The 17,686-nt window shown below is 71.0% G+C and carries 15 protein-coding genes and 3 tRNA genes; 8 read left to right on the top strand and 10 right to left on the bottom strand.

All coding sequences use genetic code 11. From position 1 onward, the window contains the following. Nucleotides 1-47: 47 nt before the first annotated feature. Nucleotides 48-1,706, bottom strand: a complete 1,659-nt coding sequence (locus AOM03_RS05730; RefSeq protein WP_062379261.1) for a SpaH/EbpB family LPXTG-anchored major pilin — start codon at nt 1,704-1,706, stop codon at nt 48-50. A 178-nt stretch (nt 1,707-1,884) separates the two neighbouring features. Beyond that, on the bottom strand, nt 1,885-3,387 hold the full coding sequence (locus tag AOM03_RS12670) for a SpaH/EbpB family LPXTG-anchored major pilin (RefSeq protein ID WP_062379263.1): 1,503 nt from the start codon (nt 3,385-3,387) through the stop codon (nt 1,885-1,887). Between the two features lie 162 nt (nt 3,388-3,549). On the opposite strand from AOM03_RS12670, the gene AOM03_RS05740 reads away from it, so the two are divergent. The 4 genes from AOM03_RS05740 (at nt 3,550) to purM (ending at nt 9,830) form a co-directional block, all read left to right on the top strand. Then, nucleotides 3,550-6,795: a collagen-binding domain-containing protein gene (locus AOM03_RS05740; RefSeq protein ID WP_162197268.1), complete on the top strand. Its 3,246-nt coding sequence runs from the start codon at nt 3,550-3,552 to the stop codon at nt 6,793-6,795. Nucleotides 6,796-6,924: 129 nt separating this feature from the next. Beyond that, complete coding sequence (locus tag AOM03_RS05745; protein WP_062379268.1) at nt 6,925-7,260, top strand: hypothetical protein; 336 nt, start codon at nt 6,925-6,927, stop codon at nt 7,258-7,260. After that, nucleotides 7,250-8,716: an amidophosphoribosyltransferase gene (gene purF, locus AOM03_RS05750; RefSeq protein ID WP_062379270.1), complete on the top strand. Its 1,467-nt coding sequence runs from the start codon at nt 7,250-7,252 to the stop codon at nt 8,714-8,716. The genes AOM03_RS05745 and purF overlap by 11 nt, the downstream gene beginning before the upstream one ends. 4 nt (nt 8,717-8,720) lie before the next feature. Next, nucleotides 8,721-9,830, top strand: coding sequence for a phosphoribosylformylglycinamidine cyclo-ligase (purM, locus tag AOM03_RS05755; RefSeq protein WP_062379272.1), 1,110 nt, complete (start codon nt 8,721-8,723; stop codon nt 9,828-9,830). A gap of 15 nt (nt 9,831-9,845) precedes the next feature. Here purM and AOM03_RS05760 read toward each other — a convergent pair whose 3' ends face one another. Further along, the gene (locus AOM03_RS05760; RefSeq protein WP_062379275.1) at nt 9,846-10,025 is read right to left on the bottom strand and encodes a DUF3073 domain-containing protein; all 180 of its coding nucleotides are present in this window, start codon (nt 10,023-10,025) and stop codon (nt 9,846-9,848) included. A gap of 379 nt (nt 10,026-10,404) precedes the next feature. On the opposite strand from AOM03_RS05760, the gene AOM03_RS05765 reads away from it, so the two are divergent. The 3 genes from AOM03_RS05765 (at nt 10,405) to AOM03_RS05775 (ending at nt 12,390) form a co-directional block, all read left to right on the top strand. Then, nucleotides 10,405-10,602, top strand: a complete 198-nt coding sequence (locus tag AOM03_RS05765; RefSeq protein WP_062380106.1) for a BldC family transcriptional regulator — start codon at nt 10,405-10,407, stop codon at nt 10,600-10,602. 65 nt (nt 10,603-10,667) lie between these two features. Next, nucleotides 10,668-11,273: a methylated-DNA--[protein]-cysteine S-methyltransferase gene (locus AOM03_RS05770; RefSeq protein ID WP_082092182.1), complete on the top strand. Its 606-nt coding sequence runs from the start codon at nt 10,668-10,670 to the stop codon at nt 11,271-11,273. 16 nt (nt 11,274-11,289) lie between these two features. Then, nucleotides 11,290-12,390, top strand: a complete 1,101-nt coding sequence (locus AOM03_RS05775) for a DMT family transporter (RefSeq protein WP_062379277.1) — start codon at nt 11,290-11,292, stop codon at nt 12,388-12,390. A 12-nt stretch (nt 12,391-12,402) separates the two neighbouring features. On the opposite strand, the gene AOM03_RS05780 is transcribed toward AOM03_RS05775, so the two are convergent. The 4 genes from AOM03_RS05780 to AOM03_RS05795 all read right to left on the bottom strand — a co-directional run bounded on the left by AOM03_RS05780 (nt 12,403) and on the right by AOM03_RS05795 (nt 13,240). Beyond that, entirely contained in the window at nt 12,403-12,780 is a 378-nt protein-coding gene (locus AOM03_RS05780; RefSeq protein ID WP_062379278.1) for a phage holin family protein, read from the bottom strand. 121 nt (nt 12,781-12,901) lie between these two features. Continuing rightward, a tRNA-Phe gene (locus AOM03_RS05785) sits at nt 12,902-12,977 on the bottom strand. Nucleotides 12,978-13,035: 58 nt separating this feature from the next. After that, nucleotides 13,036-13,109 (bottom strand) — tRNA-Asp (locus tag AOM03_RS05790). Between the two features lie 58 nt (nt 13,110-13,167). Then, nucleotides 13,168-13,240, bottom strand: a tRNA-Glu gene (locus AOM03_RS05795). 178 nt (nt 13,241-13,418) lie between these two features. On the opposite strand from AOM03_RS05795, the gene AOM03_RS05800 reads away from it, so the two are divergent. After that, nucleotides 13,419-13,769 (top strand): metallopeptidase family protein, encoded by a 351-nt coding sequence (locus AOM03_RS05800; protein WP_062379281.1) that lies wholly within the window; start codon nt 13,419-13,421, stop codon nt 13,767-13,769. 77 nt (nt 13,770-13,846) lie between these two features. Here AOM03_RS05800 and AOM03_RS05805 read toward each other — a convergent pair whose 3' ends face one another. The 3 genes from AOM03_RS05805 to galK all read right to left on the bottom strand — a co-directional run bounded on the left by AOM03_RS05805 (nt 13,847) and on the right by galK (nt 17,592). Beyond that, entirely contained in the window at nt 13,847-15,145 is a 1,299-nt protein-coding gene (locus tag AOM03_RS05805) for a uracil-xanthine permease family protein (protein ID WP_062379283.1), read from the bottom strand. A gap of 213 nt (nt 15,146-15,358) precedes the next feature. Further along, nucleotides 15,359-16,333: a UDP-glucose 4-epimerase GalE gene (gene galE / locus AOM03_RS05810; protein WP_062379285.1), complete on the bottom strand. Its 975-nt coding sequence runs from the start codon at nt 16,331-16,333 to the stop codon at nt 15,359-15,361. Nucleotides 16,334-16,425: 92 nt separating this feature from the next. Continuing rightward, nucleotides 16,426-17,592: a galactokinase gene (gene galK, locus AOM03_RS05815; RefSeq protein WP_439645028.1), complete on the bottom strand. Its 1,167-nt coding sequence runs from the start codon at nt 17,590-17,592 to the stop codon at nt 16,426-16,428. Between the last annotated feature and the right edge of the window lie 94 nt (nt 17,593-17,686).

The following is a 17,686-nucleotide window of genomic DNA, read 5'->3' on the forward strand; positions in this document are numbered from 1 at the left end:
GGCACCGAACCGGTGCCGCCCCTTCGCGGTGCTGGTGACGCGAGGGCTTAGGCCTGCGCGTCGGCCTTGCGCTTGCGGTCGGCCAGCATGAGGGCGCCGGCCGCGCCGAGCACGCCCACGCCCGCGAGCGAGATGAGCATGGTGCCGGTGCCACCGGTCATCGGCAGGTCGAAGCCGGCGCGCTGGATCGCGTCGGCGAAGGTGACCTCCGCGTCGGCGTCGATGTCGCTGACGGTGACCTCCTGCGGCGAGTTCACGGAGAGCTCGTGGTCCGCGGGGGCCTTGGTCTCGACCACCCAGTAGGACTTGATGTCGTCGCCGGTCGCGGCAGCGTTGTTGGCCCACTCCGAGAAGCGGAGGCCGTCCACGGAGGCGATGCCGTTCGCGTCGGTCACGAAGGTGGCAGTGGTGCCGTCGAGGGCGTGCAGCGGGTTGGTGCCGTCGAGGGCGTCCTGCTCGGAGGCGAAGATCTGGAACTCGGCGCCGGCGAGGGCGTCACCCGAGGCGAGGTCGGTCTTCTTGATCTCCAGCGAGCCCCACTTGACCACGGGCACGTCGGTGTTGAGCGGGGGCTGCTGCGACGTGAACGTGGGAGGGGTGAACGACGGAGTCCGGACTTCCTTGGTGGTGCCGTCGGGCTGCGTGGTCGGGGTCAGCTCGCCGGGAGTACCAGTCGGTCCGCCCGGGGTGCCGGCCGGCACACCCGGCGTCTTTGCGCCAGCCGGGGTGCGCAGGACATTGACGTCCGTGGCGTTGGTGTAGACGTTCGCCTGGTTGGGGATGATGGGGTTCGAGGCGTCCATCGAGGTGACGTCGGTGGTGATGACCACGCGCAGCTTGTGCGTCGCGGCGGCGGCGTCCTCGATGGCCTGGATCGCGGTGGCGTCCTTCTTGGCGGTCGCCACGACGATGTCGCCGGCGGGGGCGGTGCCCTGCGACACCACGAGGTCGAACGCGGCCGAGGCGTCGCCCTGGTCGGCGCCCGTGCCGTCGACCCAGGTCAGGGTCACGGCGGAGGCGTCGGCCACGTTGAGGCGGGGGTCGAGCTCATCGCGGAACGCGAAGTCGGTCAGCGTGTTGATGTCCTTCGGGACGTCCACGTCGATGGTCCAGACGGTGTCCTGGTCCGAGTCGGCGGCGGGCGCGTCCACGACGGTCTTGGTCGCGGTGACCTGGTCATCCTTGACGTCGGCTTCAATGTCGTACACCCACTGGTTGAGACCAGCCGGGTCGGTCATGGGCACCGGGGTGACGAACGAGGTGGCGGCGACGTGGCCGGCGGGGACCACGGTCTCGGTCACGGCGTAGATGCCGAGGTCGAGGGCCGCAGCCGAGGCGTCGCCGGACGCGTCGGCGGTGATCGTGGTCGGAGTGGCGAGGTCGACGTCGCCGCCGTTCTTGCCCGCGAGGAAGGCATCCCAGCCGCCGGCCGCCTTGACGTCCGTCGAGAGATCCTGCGCGGCCTGCCAGCCGGCGTCGGTGGTGAGGTCGAGGTCCTGGCCGACGTAGGCGGTGACCCGGGTGACCGAGAACTCCGCGTTCTCGGCGCCACCGTGAATGGTGATCGAGCCGTCGTGCTGGTCGTCGATCAGGGTGGCATCGGCAGCCATGGCGCCGGCGGCGCCGCCAAGGATCAGGCCGCACGAGAGCGCGGCGGTGGCGGCGAGGCCCGCGAAGCGGACCGCAGGACGCGTAGTCGAGATCATGAGAGAGGTTCCTTCTCGTGTGTTCCGCGGCCGGGTCTCGGTCCGCACGTGCATGGACGGCCCGGGGCGGGCCGTGCGGGTTGAAACATGCGCCAACTTTTCTGAGGCCCTCGGAACCGAGTTCCGTGGGCGTCGCGTCCCGCGCGCGGCGCGGTCATGGGACGCGTGGTTGCGTGGCTCAGGCCGGCTGCTGCTCGTCGCGGCGCCGGGAGTAGATGAAGATCAGGGCGCCCACGGTGAGTGCCGCGCCGCCGCCGAGTGCGAGCGCGATGTTTCCGCCCGTCATGGCGAAGCCGGTCGGGTGAGTCGGGGTCGCGGTGGTGGTCGAGGGCGGGACGGTGCCGTCGGTCGGCGGAGTCGAGTCGCCCGCGGGAGGGGTGGAACCGGAGGTCGGCGGCACCTCGGCAGGCGGCTCGGGCCAGCTCACGGTCACCGGCGGCGCCGCGGCGGTCCAGTTGTGCGACAGCACGGCGCTGTGGCCGACGAGCACCAGCGCCTCGTTCGCCACCTCCGTCGACGCGCACTCGTAGGTGCCGCTAGCGGAGAGCCCCGCCTGGATGGCCTCCGTGCAGTGGCGCGCGTCGGCGGTGATCTCGGAGCTGAGCGTGACCTCGACGCGCGCGCCGGGGTGGTCGGTCACGATCTGCGGCATCGCCGCGAGCGTCGCAGCCGTCGCCGTCACGGTCAGTGCGTCCGCGTCGAGCGGCACGTCGTCGCCGTCGCGGTCGACGCCCTCGGTGACGTGGGTGAGGTCGAGCTCGAAGTCGTCGGCGTCCAGCAGCCCGGGGAGGGCGGAGCCGTCCGCTGCCACCACGGTCACGTCGACGGCGTGCTCGAGCACGTCCTCGACCGTTGCATCGGCGTCCGCGCTGTCGGCGCTGTGAAGGCCGCTCACGTCCTTGTACGCGACGTGGATGCCGTCCGAGAGGACGTCCTCGACCGTGTACGCGTCCTGGAGCGCGGACGGGATGTCCGCGTCGATGGTCCACGTGACCACCTCGTGCTCGGCCGCGATCCGGTGCCGGGAGACGTCCTTGGCAATGCTGATCTCGTCGGGCTTGGGGAACGCGTCGACCGTGTAGCTCCAGCCGGTGCCCGCATCGTCGGTCGCGAGCGAGGGCGAGACGAAGGTCGCGATGGGCGCCCACGACGTGGGGGCGACGGTCTCGGAGATGGTGAAGAGGCCCAGGTCCAGGCCGCTGAAGTCCGCGAGGCCGTCCGCGTCGGAGGTCTTCTCGACCGGCGCGCCCAGGGTGACGTCCGCGGCATGGCCCGCGTAGAAGACGTCCCACGATCCGGCGGCGTTGACCGCGTCGCACAGCGCGGTCGCGGCCCTCCACCCGGCCTCGGTCGTGAGGTCGAGCGCCTCGCCCAGGTAAGAGGTGATCGGGGTCGCGGCGAGCACCGCGCCCGCGACGGGCCGCAGGTTCGAGGTTCCGGTCGGCTGCACCGTGCCCGCGTCGGGCGCGACGGCCGTCACGGTGTGGACCCGGATCTCGCCGGTGCGCTGCGCGTCGAGCGCCCAGAGCGGCGCCGCCTGGACGGTCGCCGTGGCCTCGGGCGTCGCGGCCGGCGAGGAATCGGCCGCGATCGCCGCGGGGGCGACGGTCGCGAGACCCACCGTGAGTGCGACCGCGAATCCGAGCGGTCGGAAGCAGGCGCTCAGGCGCGTCGAAGTCATGCGGTCTCTCCTTGCGGGCATGGATGCCGGGGGTCGCGGGAGAACATGCGCCAACTTCCCCAGAGACGATGCGCGGGCCGGGCCGAGAGCGCCCCTCCGGTGGGAAGGTGGGGCCGCCGTCAAGAGTTGGCGCATGTTCTCCGCGGAAGGACACCCCGGCTGTTGGAGGACAAGATGCTTCGAGGCGTGACGACACGCGGACGACGCGACGCACGCGCCGCGCTCGCGGGCGGCATGGTGCTGGTCGCGCTCGTCGGAACGGCGCTGCCCGCTGCCGCCGACTCCGCAGCCGACGAGCCTGCGCTCAGCTCCTCGCCGGCGTCCCTTGCCGAGCCCTCGGCCGCTCCGTCGGTCTCGCCGTCGCCGGTTGCCGACGTCCCCGACGAAGGGTCTATCGCGGCCGAGTCGACGAACGTCGATGTCGAGGCGGTGGACGCTTCAGCGGCCGACGCCGGATCGAACCCAACCCAGCCCGACGCGGACGCGCCGTCGCCCACGGCGTCGCCGACGCCCTCGCCCGAGCCCGCTGCGGCGCTTGCGGACGACGCCGCCGACTTCGACGTCTACACGGGCACCGCCGCGCCGGACGGCGCCGACCCGCTGGCCGAGACTCCCGAGGAGTACGACAACCCCGACGGGGTGGTCACCCCCGCGCCGGACGTAGCCTCCACCGAAATGCGCGGCCGAGGTGCGGCTGATGGGTCGAATGCTGTGGGGTGGACGCCCACCTCGGGCGGCGGATTCAACCCCTTTGATATCAATGGCGGGTTCACCGTCTACACCACTGGTGACGCGTTCTTCAACGGTGACGAGATCGAGGGGTCGATCGCCGCGGGCGGCACGATCGACTCGATCAAGAAATATGACGTGATCCATCACAACTCCGGCGATGGGTCGTACGACCTTCCTTCTGTGGATGGTCAGGCGACGCGTGTGCTTGTAAACCGACTTCCCGACGAGAAAGACGCGCTTGGTGGCTGGTTCGACGTAAGCTCCACGGGCGCCGGCACACCCGGTGCGGCTGGCGTTGGCGTAGTCAAGGTCGTGAATATGCAAATCGGAGACTTCGCGGTGAACCACGTCGGCGGCGCGACCGAGCAGGCCCAATATCAGTTGGACAGTGGCCAAAGCGACAGCGTGCCGCGGATCGATGCACGTCATCAGATCGTGTCTGACGCTAGTAGCCACGACGCTTGGGTCTCCAGTTTTCAGTCGGTCAAACGTGCCACGTCGATTCAAGAAGGTGCGCGGGTGGTGGCGCGATACGTTGAGGCGCAGGCCACCAAGACGTCAGCTGAGATGAGTAGTTGCCTTGCGGCGTTCCGTGACCCCGCGCGCTCGCAGGACGGCCAAGACGTCAGCCGAGTGACGCCAATCGCTGGCGACTTTGGTGCGAACGACCCGGACGTGAGGCTGACCGCCGGAGCTGTGAACGTCATCGAATACGCGGACATCGAAGGCAACTTCCAATACCGCAACGCACTTCACTTCGGGCCAAAAGACAACGCTACTGCGCCGGGGCCCACGACCCCGGTCATTATTCACGTCTCGCCCGAAGACGTCTCGAATGGCGCCGTCATCAGGCCGACGCGACTCATGGTGGGCGACCAGGTGCAGCCTGAGGCCGCTCGATACGTCATGTGGGACTTCAGTGACATCCACGGAGATGTGATCATGAGCGCCGATGTGGAGATTGACGGTGCGATGTACGCACCATTCGCCCACCTCACCATCGAAGGCAATCACCATCCCGTGAACGGTCAGGTCTTCGCGCGTGAGTTCACGAGCGCGAAGGACTCCGGCGAGATTCACCACTACGGCTTCGAGGGAACCTTCAAGTGCCCCGCCGAGCACACGTCGAATGTGGAGAAGCACGTCTACGACGTGGGCGCGCAACCGGTGGATCGCATCACCATCGACGGTGTCAAGACTCGCGGCAACAAGCGCGAATTGGCGGCCGCGCATCTCTACCGTGTGAAGGGCGCGTTGCCGTCCGACTCGGTTGCTTGGAGCACGATTGGCCTGGGCGACCTTGAGGCAGTGGACTCTCGGAAGGTTCCAGCGGACAACCAGCCGCACGACGTCACCTTCGACGCGGTCGACGTACCTGGCCACTATGTGGTGGTCACGGAGTGGAACGGCTCTGCTTCCGTACTCGATGGGTCCTCGAGCATCGACGACTCGGACGAGCGTTTCACGGTCGTGAAGCCGACCGCGACTCACGCGTCTCAGATCCAGGGCGCGACCGAGGTGGCACCGGGGGACACGGTCACGGACTCGGTCACGATTGCGAACATTCCGAGCGGGCACGAGGGCACCGCCGACGTCGACGTGTATGGCCCCTACGCGGACCAGCCGTCCGATGCCGCCGTGCCCGCGGGCGCAAGCGTGGCGATCGACGGGCTCACCGTGACGGCGGACAACTCCGCTCACAAGGTCTCGTTCGATGCGCCTGTCGACGAGGGCTGGTACGTGGTGGTGACGGGTTTCCCGGGCGACGCCACGGTGAACGGCGTCACATCGGCTTTCAACGACAAGGCCGAGATGTTCCACGTCGTGAAGCCGACCGCGTCTCACGCGTCTCAGATCCAGGGCGCGGCCGAGGTGGCACCGGGCACCACGGTGACCGACGAGATCACCATCGGCGGGCTGCCTCAGTCGTTTGTCAGCCAGTACGCCGGCAAGGGTGGCTTCAAGGCTGACGTCGACGTGTATGGCCCCTACGCGGACCAGCCGTCCGATGCCACCGTGCCGTCGGGGGAGTCCGTCGCGATCGACGGTCTCACCGTGGCGGCGGACAACAGGGCCCACGACGTCGACTTCGAGGCGCCTGTCGATGAGGGCTGGTACGTGGTCGTGACGGATTTCAAGGGCAACGACTCAGTCAACGGAGTCACGTCGGCGTTCAACGACACGGCAGAGATGTTCAAGGTTGCCGCCCCGAACCCCGTCGCGACGACCGAGGCGCGATCCAGTTCGTCGGCCGCCCCGGCCTCGCTTTGGGACCAGATCACGGTGACTGATGGCCGCGCGGGCATGACCGTCCACTCGGTGCTCTACTATGCGGAGTCCGAGAAGGAAATGGACAAGGGCAACCGCCGCGTCGCGTGGGAGTCGCAGGTGGATCACGACCTTGCGGCCGGCGCCACGTTCGAGACGCCCAAGTATGTCGCCACGCTCGGCGGCGTGTACCAGTGGGTCGCCGTCGTACTCGACGCGCAGGGCAACGAGCTGTTCCGCGGTGACATGGACGATGCGAAGGAGCGCATCATCCTGTCGGATGCGCAGTTCAACCTTCCGGCCGCCGGCGGCCAGGGCACGATGCGCTGGCTCGGCTGGGGAGGCCTCCTCGCGGTCGCCGCGGCAGGCGGGCTCTACGTCCTCGCGGATCGCCGCCGCCGCGCCTGACCCGGCGCGCGCAGGCCGCCACAGACCAAGGGACGATGCCCCGCCCACCCGGGCGGTGCATCGTCCCTTGTCCATTCCCCGCCACCGCCGGCGGGGAGGCCCCTGCCCGCCACGCCCTAGACTGGCCCGGTGAGCGACGCCCACGAGCCGCACGAGGCCGCCGACTTCCCCGAGCCTCCCGCCGTCGAGGACCTCGACCGCCTGTCCGTGCCCGCACACGTGCGCACCGCGCCGCGGTTCTCGCGCATGGTGATGACCGGCGTGGGGGCGGCGATCGTGCTCGCCGCGATCCTCGCGATCGTGCTGCCCAACTCCACCGGCACGGGGCGCTTCATGGTGTTCGTCGTGCTCGTGCTGGGGCTGGGGCTGCTCGGCGGGCTGTTCGGCGGGCTGATCGCCATCCGCCTCGATCGACCGGCCGGGCCCCAGGGGTCCGCGCAGGACAGGAGTACCGATGCGCGGTGACGGCCGCCTCAACCACGACCTCGACCCGAACGAGAAGGGCCCGCAGGATGCGTGCGGCGTCTTCGGCGTCTTCGGACCCGGCGAGGAGGTCGCGAAGCTCGCGTACTTCGGGCTCTACGCCCTCCAGCACCGCGGGCAGGAGTCCGCGGGCATCGCCACCTCGAACGGCTCCAACATCCTGGTGTTCAAGGACATGGGCCTGGTCTCGCAGGTATTCGACGAGGGCGCGCTCGAGGCGCTCCAGGGCCACATCGCGGTGGGCCACGCGCGCTACTCGACCACCGGCGCCTCGGTGTGGGCGAACGCGCAGCCCACGCTGGGCCCCACCGAGCACGGCACCATCGCGCTGGGCCACAACGGCAACCTCACCAACACCGCGCAGCTGCTCGACCTGCTCACCGAGCGCGAGGGGCTGGCCAAGCGCCTCGACCTCACGGGCGGCAAGTGCACCGACACCCAGGTGGTGACGGCGCTGCTGGGCGCGACCGGCTTCGACAGCCTCGAGGACGTCGCGGTCGACCTGCTGCCCAGCCTCGAGGGTGCCTTCTCGTTCGTGTGGATGGACGAGACGACGCTGTACGCCGCGCGCGACCCGCAGGGCATCCGCCCGCTGGTCTACGGCCGCCTGCCCTCCGGCGGCTGGGTGGTCGCCTCCGAGACGGCGGCGCTCGACATCGTGGGCGCCGTGCAGGAGCGCGAGGTCGAGCCCGGCGAACTGCTGGTCATCGACGCCGACGGGGTGCGCTCGCGCCGCTTCGCGGAGCCCGACCCCAAGGGCTGCATCTTCGAGTACGTCTACCTCGCCCGCCCCGACACCACGATCGCCGGCCGCAGCGTGCAGATGGCGCGCCTCGAGATGGGCCGGGCGCTGGCCCGCGAGCACCCGGTCGAGGCGGACATCGTCATCCCCACCCCCGAGTCCGGTACCCCCGCCGCGGTGGGCTACGCGCAGGCCTCGGGCATCCCGTTCGCGCAGGGCCTGGTGAAGAACTCCTACGTGGGCCGCACCTTCATCGAGCCCTCGCAGACGCTGCGCAAGCTGGGCATCCGCCTCAAGCTCAACCCGCTGCGCGAGGTCATCGAGGGCCAGCGCCTGGTGGTGGTGGACGATTCGATCGTGCGTGGCAACACCCAGCGCGCGATCGTCCAGATGCTGCGCGACGCCGGCGCCGCCGAGGTCCACGTCCGCATCTCCTCGCCGCCCGTCCAGTGGCCGTGCTTCTACGGCATCGACTTCCCCACGCGCAAGGAGCTCGCCGCGGTGGGGCACTCGGTCGAGGAGATCTGCGCGGATCTGGGCGCGGACTCCCTGGGCTACATCTCCCTCGACGGGATGCTCGCGGCGACGCGGCAGGCCGAGTCGCGCCTGTGCACCGCCTGCTTCACCGGCACCTACCCCGTGGAGCCGCCCGTCGCGGCCCGTCACCTGCTTCTCAACCAGCCCGCGGAGGCCTGAACCCATGACCGAGACCGACGGCCTCACCTACGCCGCCGCCGGCGTCGACACGCACGCGGGCGACCGCGCGGTCGAGCTGATGAAGTCCGCCGTGGCCAAGACGCACGGCCCCGAGGTGCTGGGCGGGGTCGGCGCGTTCGCGGGCCTCTTCGACGCCTCGGCGCTGCTGTCCTACAAGCGGCCCCTGCTCGCCTCCTCGACGGACGGCGTGGGCACCAAGATCGTCATCGCGCGGGCGCTGGGCGTGCACGACACGATCGGCCAGGACCTGGTCGCGATGGTCGTGGACGACATCGTGGTCTGCGGCGCGAAGCCCCTGGTCATGACCGACTACATCGCGTGCGGCCGGGTGGTGCCGGAGCGCATCGCGGACATCGTGCGCGGCATCGCCGAGGGCTGCTCGATGGCGGGCGTCGCCCTGGTGGGCGGCGAGACGGCCGAGCACCCCGGGGTCATGGAGCCGGACGACTACGACGTCGCGGGCGCCGCGATCGGCGTGGTGGAGGCCGATGCGGTGCTGGGCGCCGAGCGCGTCCGTCCCGGAGACGTCGTGGTCGCCATGGCGTCCTCCGGCCTGCACTCGAACGGATACTCGCTGGTGCGCTCGGTGGTCAAGCACGCGGGCTGGGAGCTGGACCGCCACGTCGACGAGCTGGGCCGCACCGTGGGCGAGGAGCTGCTCGAGCCCACGCGCATCTACTCGGAGCTGTGCGTCTCCCTGGCCGCGTCCGTGCCCGGCCTCCACGCCTTCTCGCACGTCACCGGCGGCGGGCTCGCCGCCAACGTGGCGCGCATCATCCCCGCGGGGTTGGCGGCCTCCGTGGCCCGCGACGCGTGGGACCTGCCGGCGGTGTTCGCCCTGGTGCAGGCCGCGGGCAAGGTGCCGTGGCACGACCTGGAGGCGACCCTCAACATGGGCGTGGGCATGGTCGCGATCGTCGCGCCCGAGGACGCGGACGCGCTCATGGCGGCCAGCGCATCGGCCGGGGTGCCGGCCTGGGTGCTCGGCGAGGTGACCGAGGACGACGGCCGCGCCACGGGACAGGACACCGTCCGCGGCGCCAAGGGCGTCGACGGGGGAGCGGTCAACCTGACCGGGGCGTACCGGGCGTAACCGCCCGGGCGAGGATCAGTCCTCGTCGTCCGCCCAGCGGTCGTAGTACTGGTCCGAGTCGTCGGAGGACGACTCGGCAGGCTCGGTGTGCGAGGTCAGCTCGCGCTCAAGCTGACGGAGGTCCGTCCCGTGGTTGGTGTACTTCAGCTGGCGCGCAATCTTCGCGTCCTTAGCCTTCTGACGGCCTCGCCCCATGGTTGCCGCCCCTTCCGCGTCTCGCGCGCCTCGCTTGTTGGGCGTCGCGTCGTGTCATTCCTGCCCGACAGTTTACCGTGTCAGCCCCGCTGGCCGCGACCTCCGGGCCCGATCCGGGCCCGCGGGCGCGATCAAACCGGGACGAAGGTCCCGATTGGGGTCGCAAGTGTGACGAACGGCGCACCGCTGGGGGATGCGACACTCCGGCGCGTGTCTATGACGATGTTTCCGGTACCGCTAGTATCGGCCTTGCTGGGGCAAATTGGATATTTCAGAAATGCAAGGATTTCCGTCGTCATAGGCGCGGCGGAGAGCCTTCTCATGTGTCACAGGCGACGCTCCCCCACGTCGGCTGCGGACCTACTGAGGGAAAATGATGATGACTGAGTCTGTGACCGAGCCGGAGAAGCTCCTCACACCGTCCGAGGTCGCCGCGATCTTCCGCGTCGACCCCAAGACCGTGACCCGTTGGGCCAAGGTGGGCAAGCTGTCCTCGATCCGCACGCTGGGCGGCCACCGCCGCTTCCGTGAGGCCGAGGTGCACGCGCTGCTCGCCGCCGCCCAGGAGGGCCGCTAACCACCCCTTCGGGGGCGCCGGGGTACGCCGGTGCGCGCTGTGGCGCACCGGCGTACCCTGACGGCATGATCGCGACCCCGCTCGTCAGCGCCCGCTACGAGACACCCTTCGGGGACCTCCACGTCCTCACCACGCCCGACGACGGGGTGGTGCGCGCCTCGGGTTTCCAGGCGCTTCGCGACTGCGTCGCCGCGCTCGCGCCGGAGTTCGCCGCGCGCGGCCACGCGCCCGGGGAGCAGCCCACGGTGGCCGATGCGGTGGCCGCCTGGCTTGCCGGCGACGGTGACGCCTTGGCGCGCGTTCCCGTCGAGCAGTCTGGCGGGCCCTTCCTGCAGGAGGTGTGGGAGCGCCTGCGCGCGGTGCCGGGAGGGACGACCGTCTCCTATGCGGAGCTGGCCGAGATGGCCGGGCGTCCGCGCGCGATGCGCGCCGTCGGGACGGCGTGCGCGCGCAACGGCGTCGCGCCCTTCGTGCCCTGCCACCGGGTGGTCCGCACCGGTGGCGCCCTGGGGGCGTACGGCTACGGCGGCACCGCGGTGAAGGCCGCGATGCTCGAGCTCGAGGGCTCCACGGTGTCCGGGGCAGGCTCCGCGCCCGTGGAAGGTGTCCACGAGGCGGCCCGCGTCGTGGATCGCGCGGACGGGCGCGAGCCCGTCCCGGCCGCGAGGTGACTCCCCGGGGCCGACGGTGACGCCCGCGCCCCTGCGTGCGTGGCTGCCCGCCTTCCTCGTCTGCGCGCTCGCCTGGGGCTCCAGCTTCCTGTTCATCTCGCTTGCGCTGCGCGGCCTCGCGCCGGCCCAGGTGGGCTTCGGGCGCGTCGCCGTGGGAGCCGTGGTGCTGTGGCTGCTCGTGGCCGTGACGCGTCAGTGGCCGCGGCTGGGCCTGCGCGACGTGGGCGCGATCGCGGTCGTGGCGCTGGGGCTGTCCACGGTGCCGTTCGTGCTCATCCCGCTCGCCCAGCAGCACATCACGTCCATCCTCGCGAGCCTGCTCAACGCGACCACGCCGCTGTGGACCGCGTTTTTCGTCGCGCTGCTCATCCCGCACGAGCGGGCCTCGCGCGCGCAGCTGGGCGGGCTGGTGCTGGGCGCTGCGGGAATCGCGGTGCTCGTGGGCGCCTGGGACATCGACGGGGTGCCGCTGGCCGGCACGCTTCTCATGCTGGGCGCGACCGCCTGCTACGGCATCGGCTCCACCATGTCGAGGCGGCTGCTCGCGCGCGTCGACGCGGGGCCGGCGCCGCTGTCCGCGGTGCAGATCTCGCTGTCCGTCGTGATCCTCGCTCCGCTCGCACTGGTGGCGCCCGCCCCCGCGCCCGGCGCCCTGGAGCTCGGCTCGGAGGCGCTGTGGGGGCTGCTGGGGCTCGGCGTCGTGGGGACGTCGATCACCTACGTGCTGTTCTGGCGCGTGGTGAGGGTGGCCGGCGCCACGACCGCGGCGTCCGTCACCTACGTGGTGCCCGTCGTCGCCACCATCCTGGGCGTCGTGGTGCTGCGCGAGGAGCTGCTCTGGTACGAGCCCGTGGGCGCCGCGATCGTCCTCGTGGGAGTGTGGCTCGCCCAGCGGCGGCCACGGGCGGCGAGGGCATCGGCGGCGGCCGCGCCGACCGCGACCGGCGCATTGGCCGCGCCCGGCGCATTGGCCGCGCCCGACGCGACAACCGCGCCCCCTTCGCACGCGACCGGGGGAGCGGGCATCGACGCCGCCGTGGCCGATGGAACCGCCGGCGGGGGACCGGCCGCGACGCGCGGCCCGGCACCCGCCATCCAGGAGGAGCGGCTCGACTAGCGAGCCGCCTCGCTAGATGTTGGCGAGGTTCTTGAGGTTGTCGATCGACTGCTGCGGCTTGAGGTCCTTGTTCTTCTTGATGATGCTCGCGCCCACGCCGCCCAGGATCAGGATCAGCAGGAGCATCGCGCCGGCGACCGTGAGCGCGGCCAGCCAGGCGGGCCACACCGTGGAGAGGCCCAGGATCGCGGCCGCGATGAGCACGCCGACGAGGAAGAAGCCGATGCCGGCCGCGGCGGCGAGCAGGCCCACGCCGATGCCGATGTTCTTGAGCTTCTCGGAGATCTCCGCCTTGGCGTTCTCGAGCTCGGTCTTGACGACCGACGAGAGGCGGCCGAGCAGTCCCGCGACGATCGCGTTGACGAAGTACTTGCCGAAGTTGTCAGGCATGAGAGACCTCCCAGGTTTCTGGGCCTAGTCAAGCGCGTACCGGCGGCATGGCGCAAATACTGGGCCCGCGCATCGGCCCTGGATACGCGAAAGGCCCCCGGGAATCCGGGGGCCTTCTCGATGGTGGCTCCGACGGGCGTCGATCCCGTGACCTCACGATTTTCAGTCGTGCGCTCTACCAACTGAGCTACAGAGCCGAACGGGGCGAACCCCGTAGAGACGAAAGCCCCTTCATCGAAGGGGCAATCGCTTCCGCGACCCTGACGGGACTTGAACCCGCGACCTCCGCCGTGACAGGGCGGCGCGCTAACCAACTGCGCTACAGGGCCTAGATCTCGCTGACTGCGAGCAGGCTATTCAGTTTAGACCATCCTGAGACCGTCCGAGTACCCCCAACGGGATTCGAACCCGTGCTACCGCCGTGAAAGGGCGGCGTCCTAGGCCGCTAGACGATGAGGGCTCTGACCCGCTCGGTGTGACCCTCGCGTTCAAGACCTAGAAGAGGATAGCGGCTCGCCGGGGTTTCTCCAAATCGGCGTTGTGCCTGGGGATGGGGGCCGATGCGCGGCGCCCACCGGCGCCGATGCGCGGCCCGCGTCCGCGCCGAGGCACCGCCCCCGTCGTGCCACCATGGCGCCATGGTGGACATGACCCGCGAGGACTTCGAGGCGGCGGTGGACGACGCGCTCGATTCCATTCCGGACCGGCTGCTCGACATGATCGACAACGTGGTGATCCTGGTCGAGGAGGAGCCCGAGGGGGACGACCCCGACCTGCTGGGCCTGTACGACGGCGTCGCGTTGACGGACCGCGGCGACATGTGGGGCGGCGAGCTGCCCGACCGCATCCTCATCTACCGGGGGCCGCTGAGCCGGATGTGCGGCTCCGTCGACGAGCTCCGCGACGAGATTGCGATCACCGTGGTCCACGAGATCGCGCACCACTTCGGGATCGAGGACGAGCGGCTGCACGAGCTCGGCTGGGGGTAGCCGCGCCGCCCAGACGCGAGACGAGGCCACCCCCGCGGGAGTGGCCTCGTCTCGGGAACGGGGTCGTGGGGCGGCGGTTACCGGTCGCCCTCGACGTACGCGGGCGACGCCACCGGGTTGTCGGCCCGGCGCCACCGGGTGATGCCGGCCATGACGTGGTAGGTCACGAGCGCGGCGGCGGTGCCCAGGGCGATGCCCTCGAAGTGCATGTCGCCGGCGACCAGCGTGAAGTTCGCGGCGCCCACGATGAGCGGGATGCCCGCGGACATGAGGTTGACCGGGTTGGCGAAGTCCACCTTGCCCTGGCCCCAAATGCGCGCACCGAGCACCGCGATCATGCCGAACAGCACGGTCGCGAGGCCGCCCAGCACGCCCGTGGGCGTCGCGGCGATGAGGGCGCCGAACTTGGGGGAGAGGCTCAGCAGCAGCGCGAAGCCGGCGGCCACCCAGTAGGCGGCGGTCGAGTAGACGCGGGTCGCGGCCATGACGCCGATGTTCTCCGCGTACGTCGTGGTGCCCGAGCCGCCACCCATGCCGGCGACGGTGGTGGCGAGGCCGTCCGCGAGCAGGGCGCGGCCGGTGACGGGGTCGAGGTCGTCGCCGGTCATGGCGGCGACGGACTTCACGTGGCCGATGTTCTCCGCGACCAGCACGAGCACCACCGGGACGAACATCGCGAGCACCGCGAAGTCGAACTGCGGCGTGTGGAACTGCGGCAGGCCGAACCATGCGGCCTCCGAGACGCCGGACAGGTCCCACTCGCCGCGGAAGGCCGCGACGATGCCGCCGGCGACGGCGCCCAGGAGGATGGACAGGCGGCCCAGCATGCCCCGGAACAGGACGGTGATGATGACGACGGCGGCGGCGGAGATGAGCGCGGTGCCCAGCGAGGCCTCGACCATGCCCCACGCGGCGGGCGCGAGGTTGAGGCCGATCAGCATGACGATCGCGCCGGTGACCACCGGCGGCATGGTGATCTCGATCCAGCGGGTGCCGGCCACGTGGACCACGGCGCCCACGAGCGCGAGCAGCACGCCCGCCATGACGATGCCGCCCATCGCGACCTCCATGCCGCCCGCGGCGGTCGCGGCGGTGATGGGGGCGATGAACGCGAAGCTCGAGCCCAGGTAGGAGGGCAGGCGGTTGCCGGTGAGCAGCAGGAACAGCACGGTGCCCACCGCGGAGAAGAACAGGGTGGTGCTGGGCGGGAAGCCGGTCAGCACCGGCACCAGGAAGGTCGCGCCGAACATCGCGAGCACGTGCTGCGCTCCGATCCCGATGGTGCGCGGCCAGCTGAGCCGCTCCCGCGGCGCCACGGCCGCTCCATCGCGGACGGCGCGGCCGTCTCCATGCTGGGTCCAGGTCATCAGGCTCATCGGCGCTCCTTCGCAGGGGTGGGTCCGGAGGAAACCTACCCCCTGGCGCGCCCCCCTCCTGTCACTCCTCCACACAGCGACGGCCGCATCGTGCCCGGAAAGGGACGATGCGGCCGCGACTCGCCGTCGACACGCCGGTGGGCGTGTGGAGCAGTGATTTCTGGTGTGGAGGGGTGACGCGCGCGGGTCGAGTGCCGGCGCGCGCCCGGCGGCTCAGCCCTTGGGGTGCGAGGCCCAGGCGCTGTCGACCATGTCCTGGACCGTGTGGCGCATGGCCCAGTCGAGGTCGCGGGCGGCGAGGGTGCCGTCGGCGACGATCTTGGCGGGGTCGCCGGGGCGGCGCGGACCCTCGACGGGCTCCTGCGCGCAGCCGGTGGCCGCGACCATCGCGTCGACGATCTCCCGCACGGAGGTGCCGTCACCCGAACCCAGGTTGTAGACCGGCTCGACGGGCAGGCCCGCCTCGAGCCGCTGGGCCGCGACCACGTGGGCGGCGGCCAGGTCGCTCACGTGGACGTAGTCGCGCACGCACGTGCCGTCGGGGGTCGGGTAGTCGGTGCCGTTGACCTGGGGCGCCTTGCCCGCCTGGATGGCGAACAGCACCTTGGGGAACAGGTTGTGCGGCGAGGCGTCCCACACGTCGGCGTGGCCGGAGCCGCACACGTTGAAGTAGCGCAGGCTGGTCGCGGCGAGCGGTGCGCCGGCCATCTCCGTGGCGATGCGCTGGTCGCGGATGAGCCACTCGCCGATCAGCTTGGACTCGCCATAGGGCGACTCCGGGGTGGTGGGGGTGGACTCGGTGACGAACTCGACGCCCGAGTTGCCGTAGACGCCCGCCGAGGAGGAGAACACCAGGCGCCGCACGTCCGCCCGCTGCATGGCCTCGAGCAGCGATCGGGTGCCCTCGACGTTGATGCTGTAGTTGAGCAGCGGGAACTTCACCGACTCGCCGGCGTACTTGTAGCCGGCGCAGTGGATCACGCCGGTCACGTCGTGCTCGCGCAGGGTCGTCTCGACCGCGTCCGTGTCGAGGATGGAGGCCTTGACGAAGGGCACGTCGGCGGGCACGAAGGACTCGACGCCGCTGAAGAGGTCGTCGATGACGACGGGCGCGATCCCCGCGTCCGCGAGCGCGCGCACCACGTGCGCGCCGATGTAGCCGGCTCCGCCGGTGACAAGCCAGGACATGTCGCTCCTTGAGGGACGTTCTCGGTGAGTGGGGTGGGTGAGAGGAGTGCGGGGTGGTGGATCGGGCGCGGGGCGGTGGACGGTGCCGCCGCTCAGGCGTCGCGCCGCGCGCCCTGGGAGGGCGTCACGATGAAGACGTGGGGGGCGCCGTAGCCGGCGGCCGCGAAGGCCTTGTCGACGTCGTCGGACACTTCCGCCGCCTTGGACTCGTCGACGAGCGCGATGGCCGCGCCGCCGAAGCCGCCGCCGGTCATGCGCGCGCCCACGGCGCCGGCCGCGAGGGCGGTCTCGACCGCGAGGTCGAGCTCGGGGCAGGAGATCTCGAAGTCGTCGCGCATCGAGGCGTGCGAGGCGACCAGCAGGTCGCCGATGCGGTGCGGCCCCTCCTCCTGCACCACCTGCGCGGTGCGCGCGACGCGGGCGTTCTCCGTCACGATGTGCCGGACGCGGCGGAAGGTGACGTCGTCGAGCACCTCGGCGGCGCGCTCGAGGTCCGCCTCGGTGAGCTTGCGGAGCGTCGGCACGCCCATGAGCCGCGCGCCCAGCTCGCACGAGGCGCGGCGCTCGCCGTAGCCGCCGGTCGCGTGGGAGTGGTGGACGCGGGTGTCGATGACCAGCAGCGACAGGCCCTCGTCGCCGAAGTGCACGGGGACCGGCACGGCGGTCTCGGCCTCGACGTCGATGAGCACGGCGTGGCCGTCCTCGCCCATGAGCGAGGCGGTCTGGTCCATGTTGCCGGTGGGGGCGCCCACGGCGCCGTTCTCCGCGAGCTGGCACACGTAGATGAGCTCGCGGCGGCTGAGCCCCAGCTCCCAGAGGTCGTTCACCGCGACGGCGACGGCGCACTCGATCGCGGCGGAGGAGGACAGGCCCGCACCCAGCGGCACGTCCGAGGTGAGCAGGATGTCGAAGCCGGTGCGGCCGTCGAGTGAGACGCCTCGCTCGCGCATGGCCCAGAAGACGCCGAACACGTACGCCGACCAGTCCTCGAAGTTCGCGGGGTCGAGCTCGTCGAGGGAGATCTCCGCGGCGTCGGGCATCGCGCCCGAGCGGACGCGGATGATGCGGTCCTCGCGCGGCGCGACGGCGGCCCAGGTGCGGCGCTCGATGGCGAACGGGAAGACCAGGCCGTCGTTGTAGTCGGTGTGCTCGCCGATGAGGTTGACGCGGCCGGGCGCCGACCACACGCCCGCGGCGGGGCGCGCGTAGTGGTCCTCGAAGGCGGCCGCCGTCGTCTGCGGCGAGGGGATGTCGATCACTGTTCCTCCACTGGTGCGGTGCGGGGAGCCGCCCCCATCGTCGCACGGTGGGGAGGGTGCCTCGCGGGTCCTTCGGGCGGCATCCCCCGGGCCG

The sequence above is a fragment of the Demequina pelophila genome, assembly GCF_000971175.1.
GTDB lineage: Bacteria > Actinomycetota > Actinomycetes > Actinomycetales > Demequinaceae > Demequina > Demequina pelophila.

Bases quoted from the DNA above. Each gene is read 5' to 3' on its own strand.
- AOM03_RS05805 (WP_062379283.1), bottom strand. From the start codon at position 15,145: ATGAGCCTGATGACCTGGACCCAGCATGGAGACGGCCGCGCCGTCCGC.
- purF (WP_062379270.1), top strand. From the start codon at position 7,250: ATGCGCGGTGACGGCCGCCTCAACCACGACCTCGACCCGAACGAGAAG.
- AOM03_RS12670 (WP_062379263.1), bottom strand. From the start codon at position 3,387: ATGACTTCGACGCGCCTGAGCGCCTGCTTCCGACCGCTCGGATTCGCG.
- AOM03_RS05760 (WP_062379275.1), bottom strand. From the start codon at position 10,025: ATGGGGCGAGGCCGTCAGAAGGCTAAGGACGCGAAGATTGCGCGCCAG.
- galE (WP_062379285.1), bottom strand. From the start codon at position 16,333: ATGTCCTGGCTTGTCACCGGCGGAGCCGGCTACATCGGCGCGCACGTG.
- AOM03_RS05730 (WP_062379261.1), bottom strand. From the start codon at position 1,706: ATGATCTCGACTACGCGTCCTGCGGTCCGCTTCGCGGGCCTCGCCGCC.
- AOM03_RS05800 (WP_062379281.1), top strand. From the start codon at position 13,419: ATGGTGGACATGACCCGCGAGGACTTCGAGGCGGCGGTGGACGACGCG.
- AOM03_RS05765 (WP_062380106.1), top strand. From the start codon at position 10,405: ATGACTGAGTCTGTGACCGAGCCGGAGAAGCTCCTCACACCGTCCGAG.
- purM (WP_062379272.1), top strand. From the start codon at position 8,721: ATGACCGAGACCGACGGCCTCACCTACGCCGCCGCCGGCGTCGACACG.
- AOM03_RS05770 (WP_082092182.1), top strand. From the start codon at position 10,668: ATGATCGCGACCCCGCTCGTCAGCGCCCGCTACGAGACACCCTTCGGG.
- AOM03_RS05780 (WP_062379278.1), bottom strand. From the start codon at position 12,780: ATGCCTGACAACTTCGGCAAGTACTTCGTCAACGCGATCGTCGCGGGA.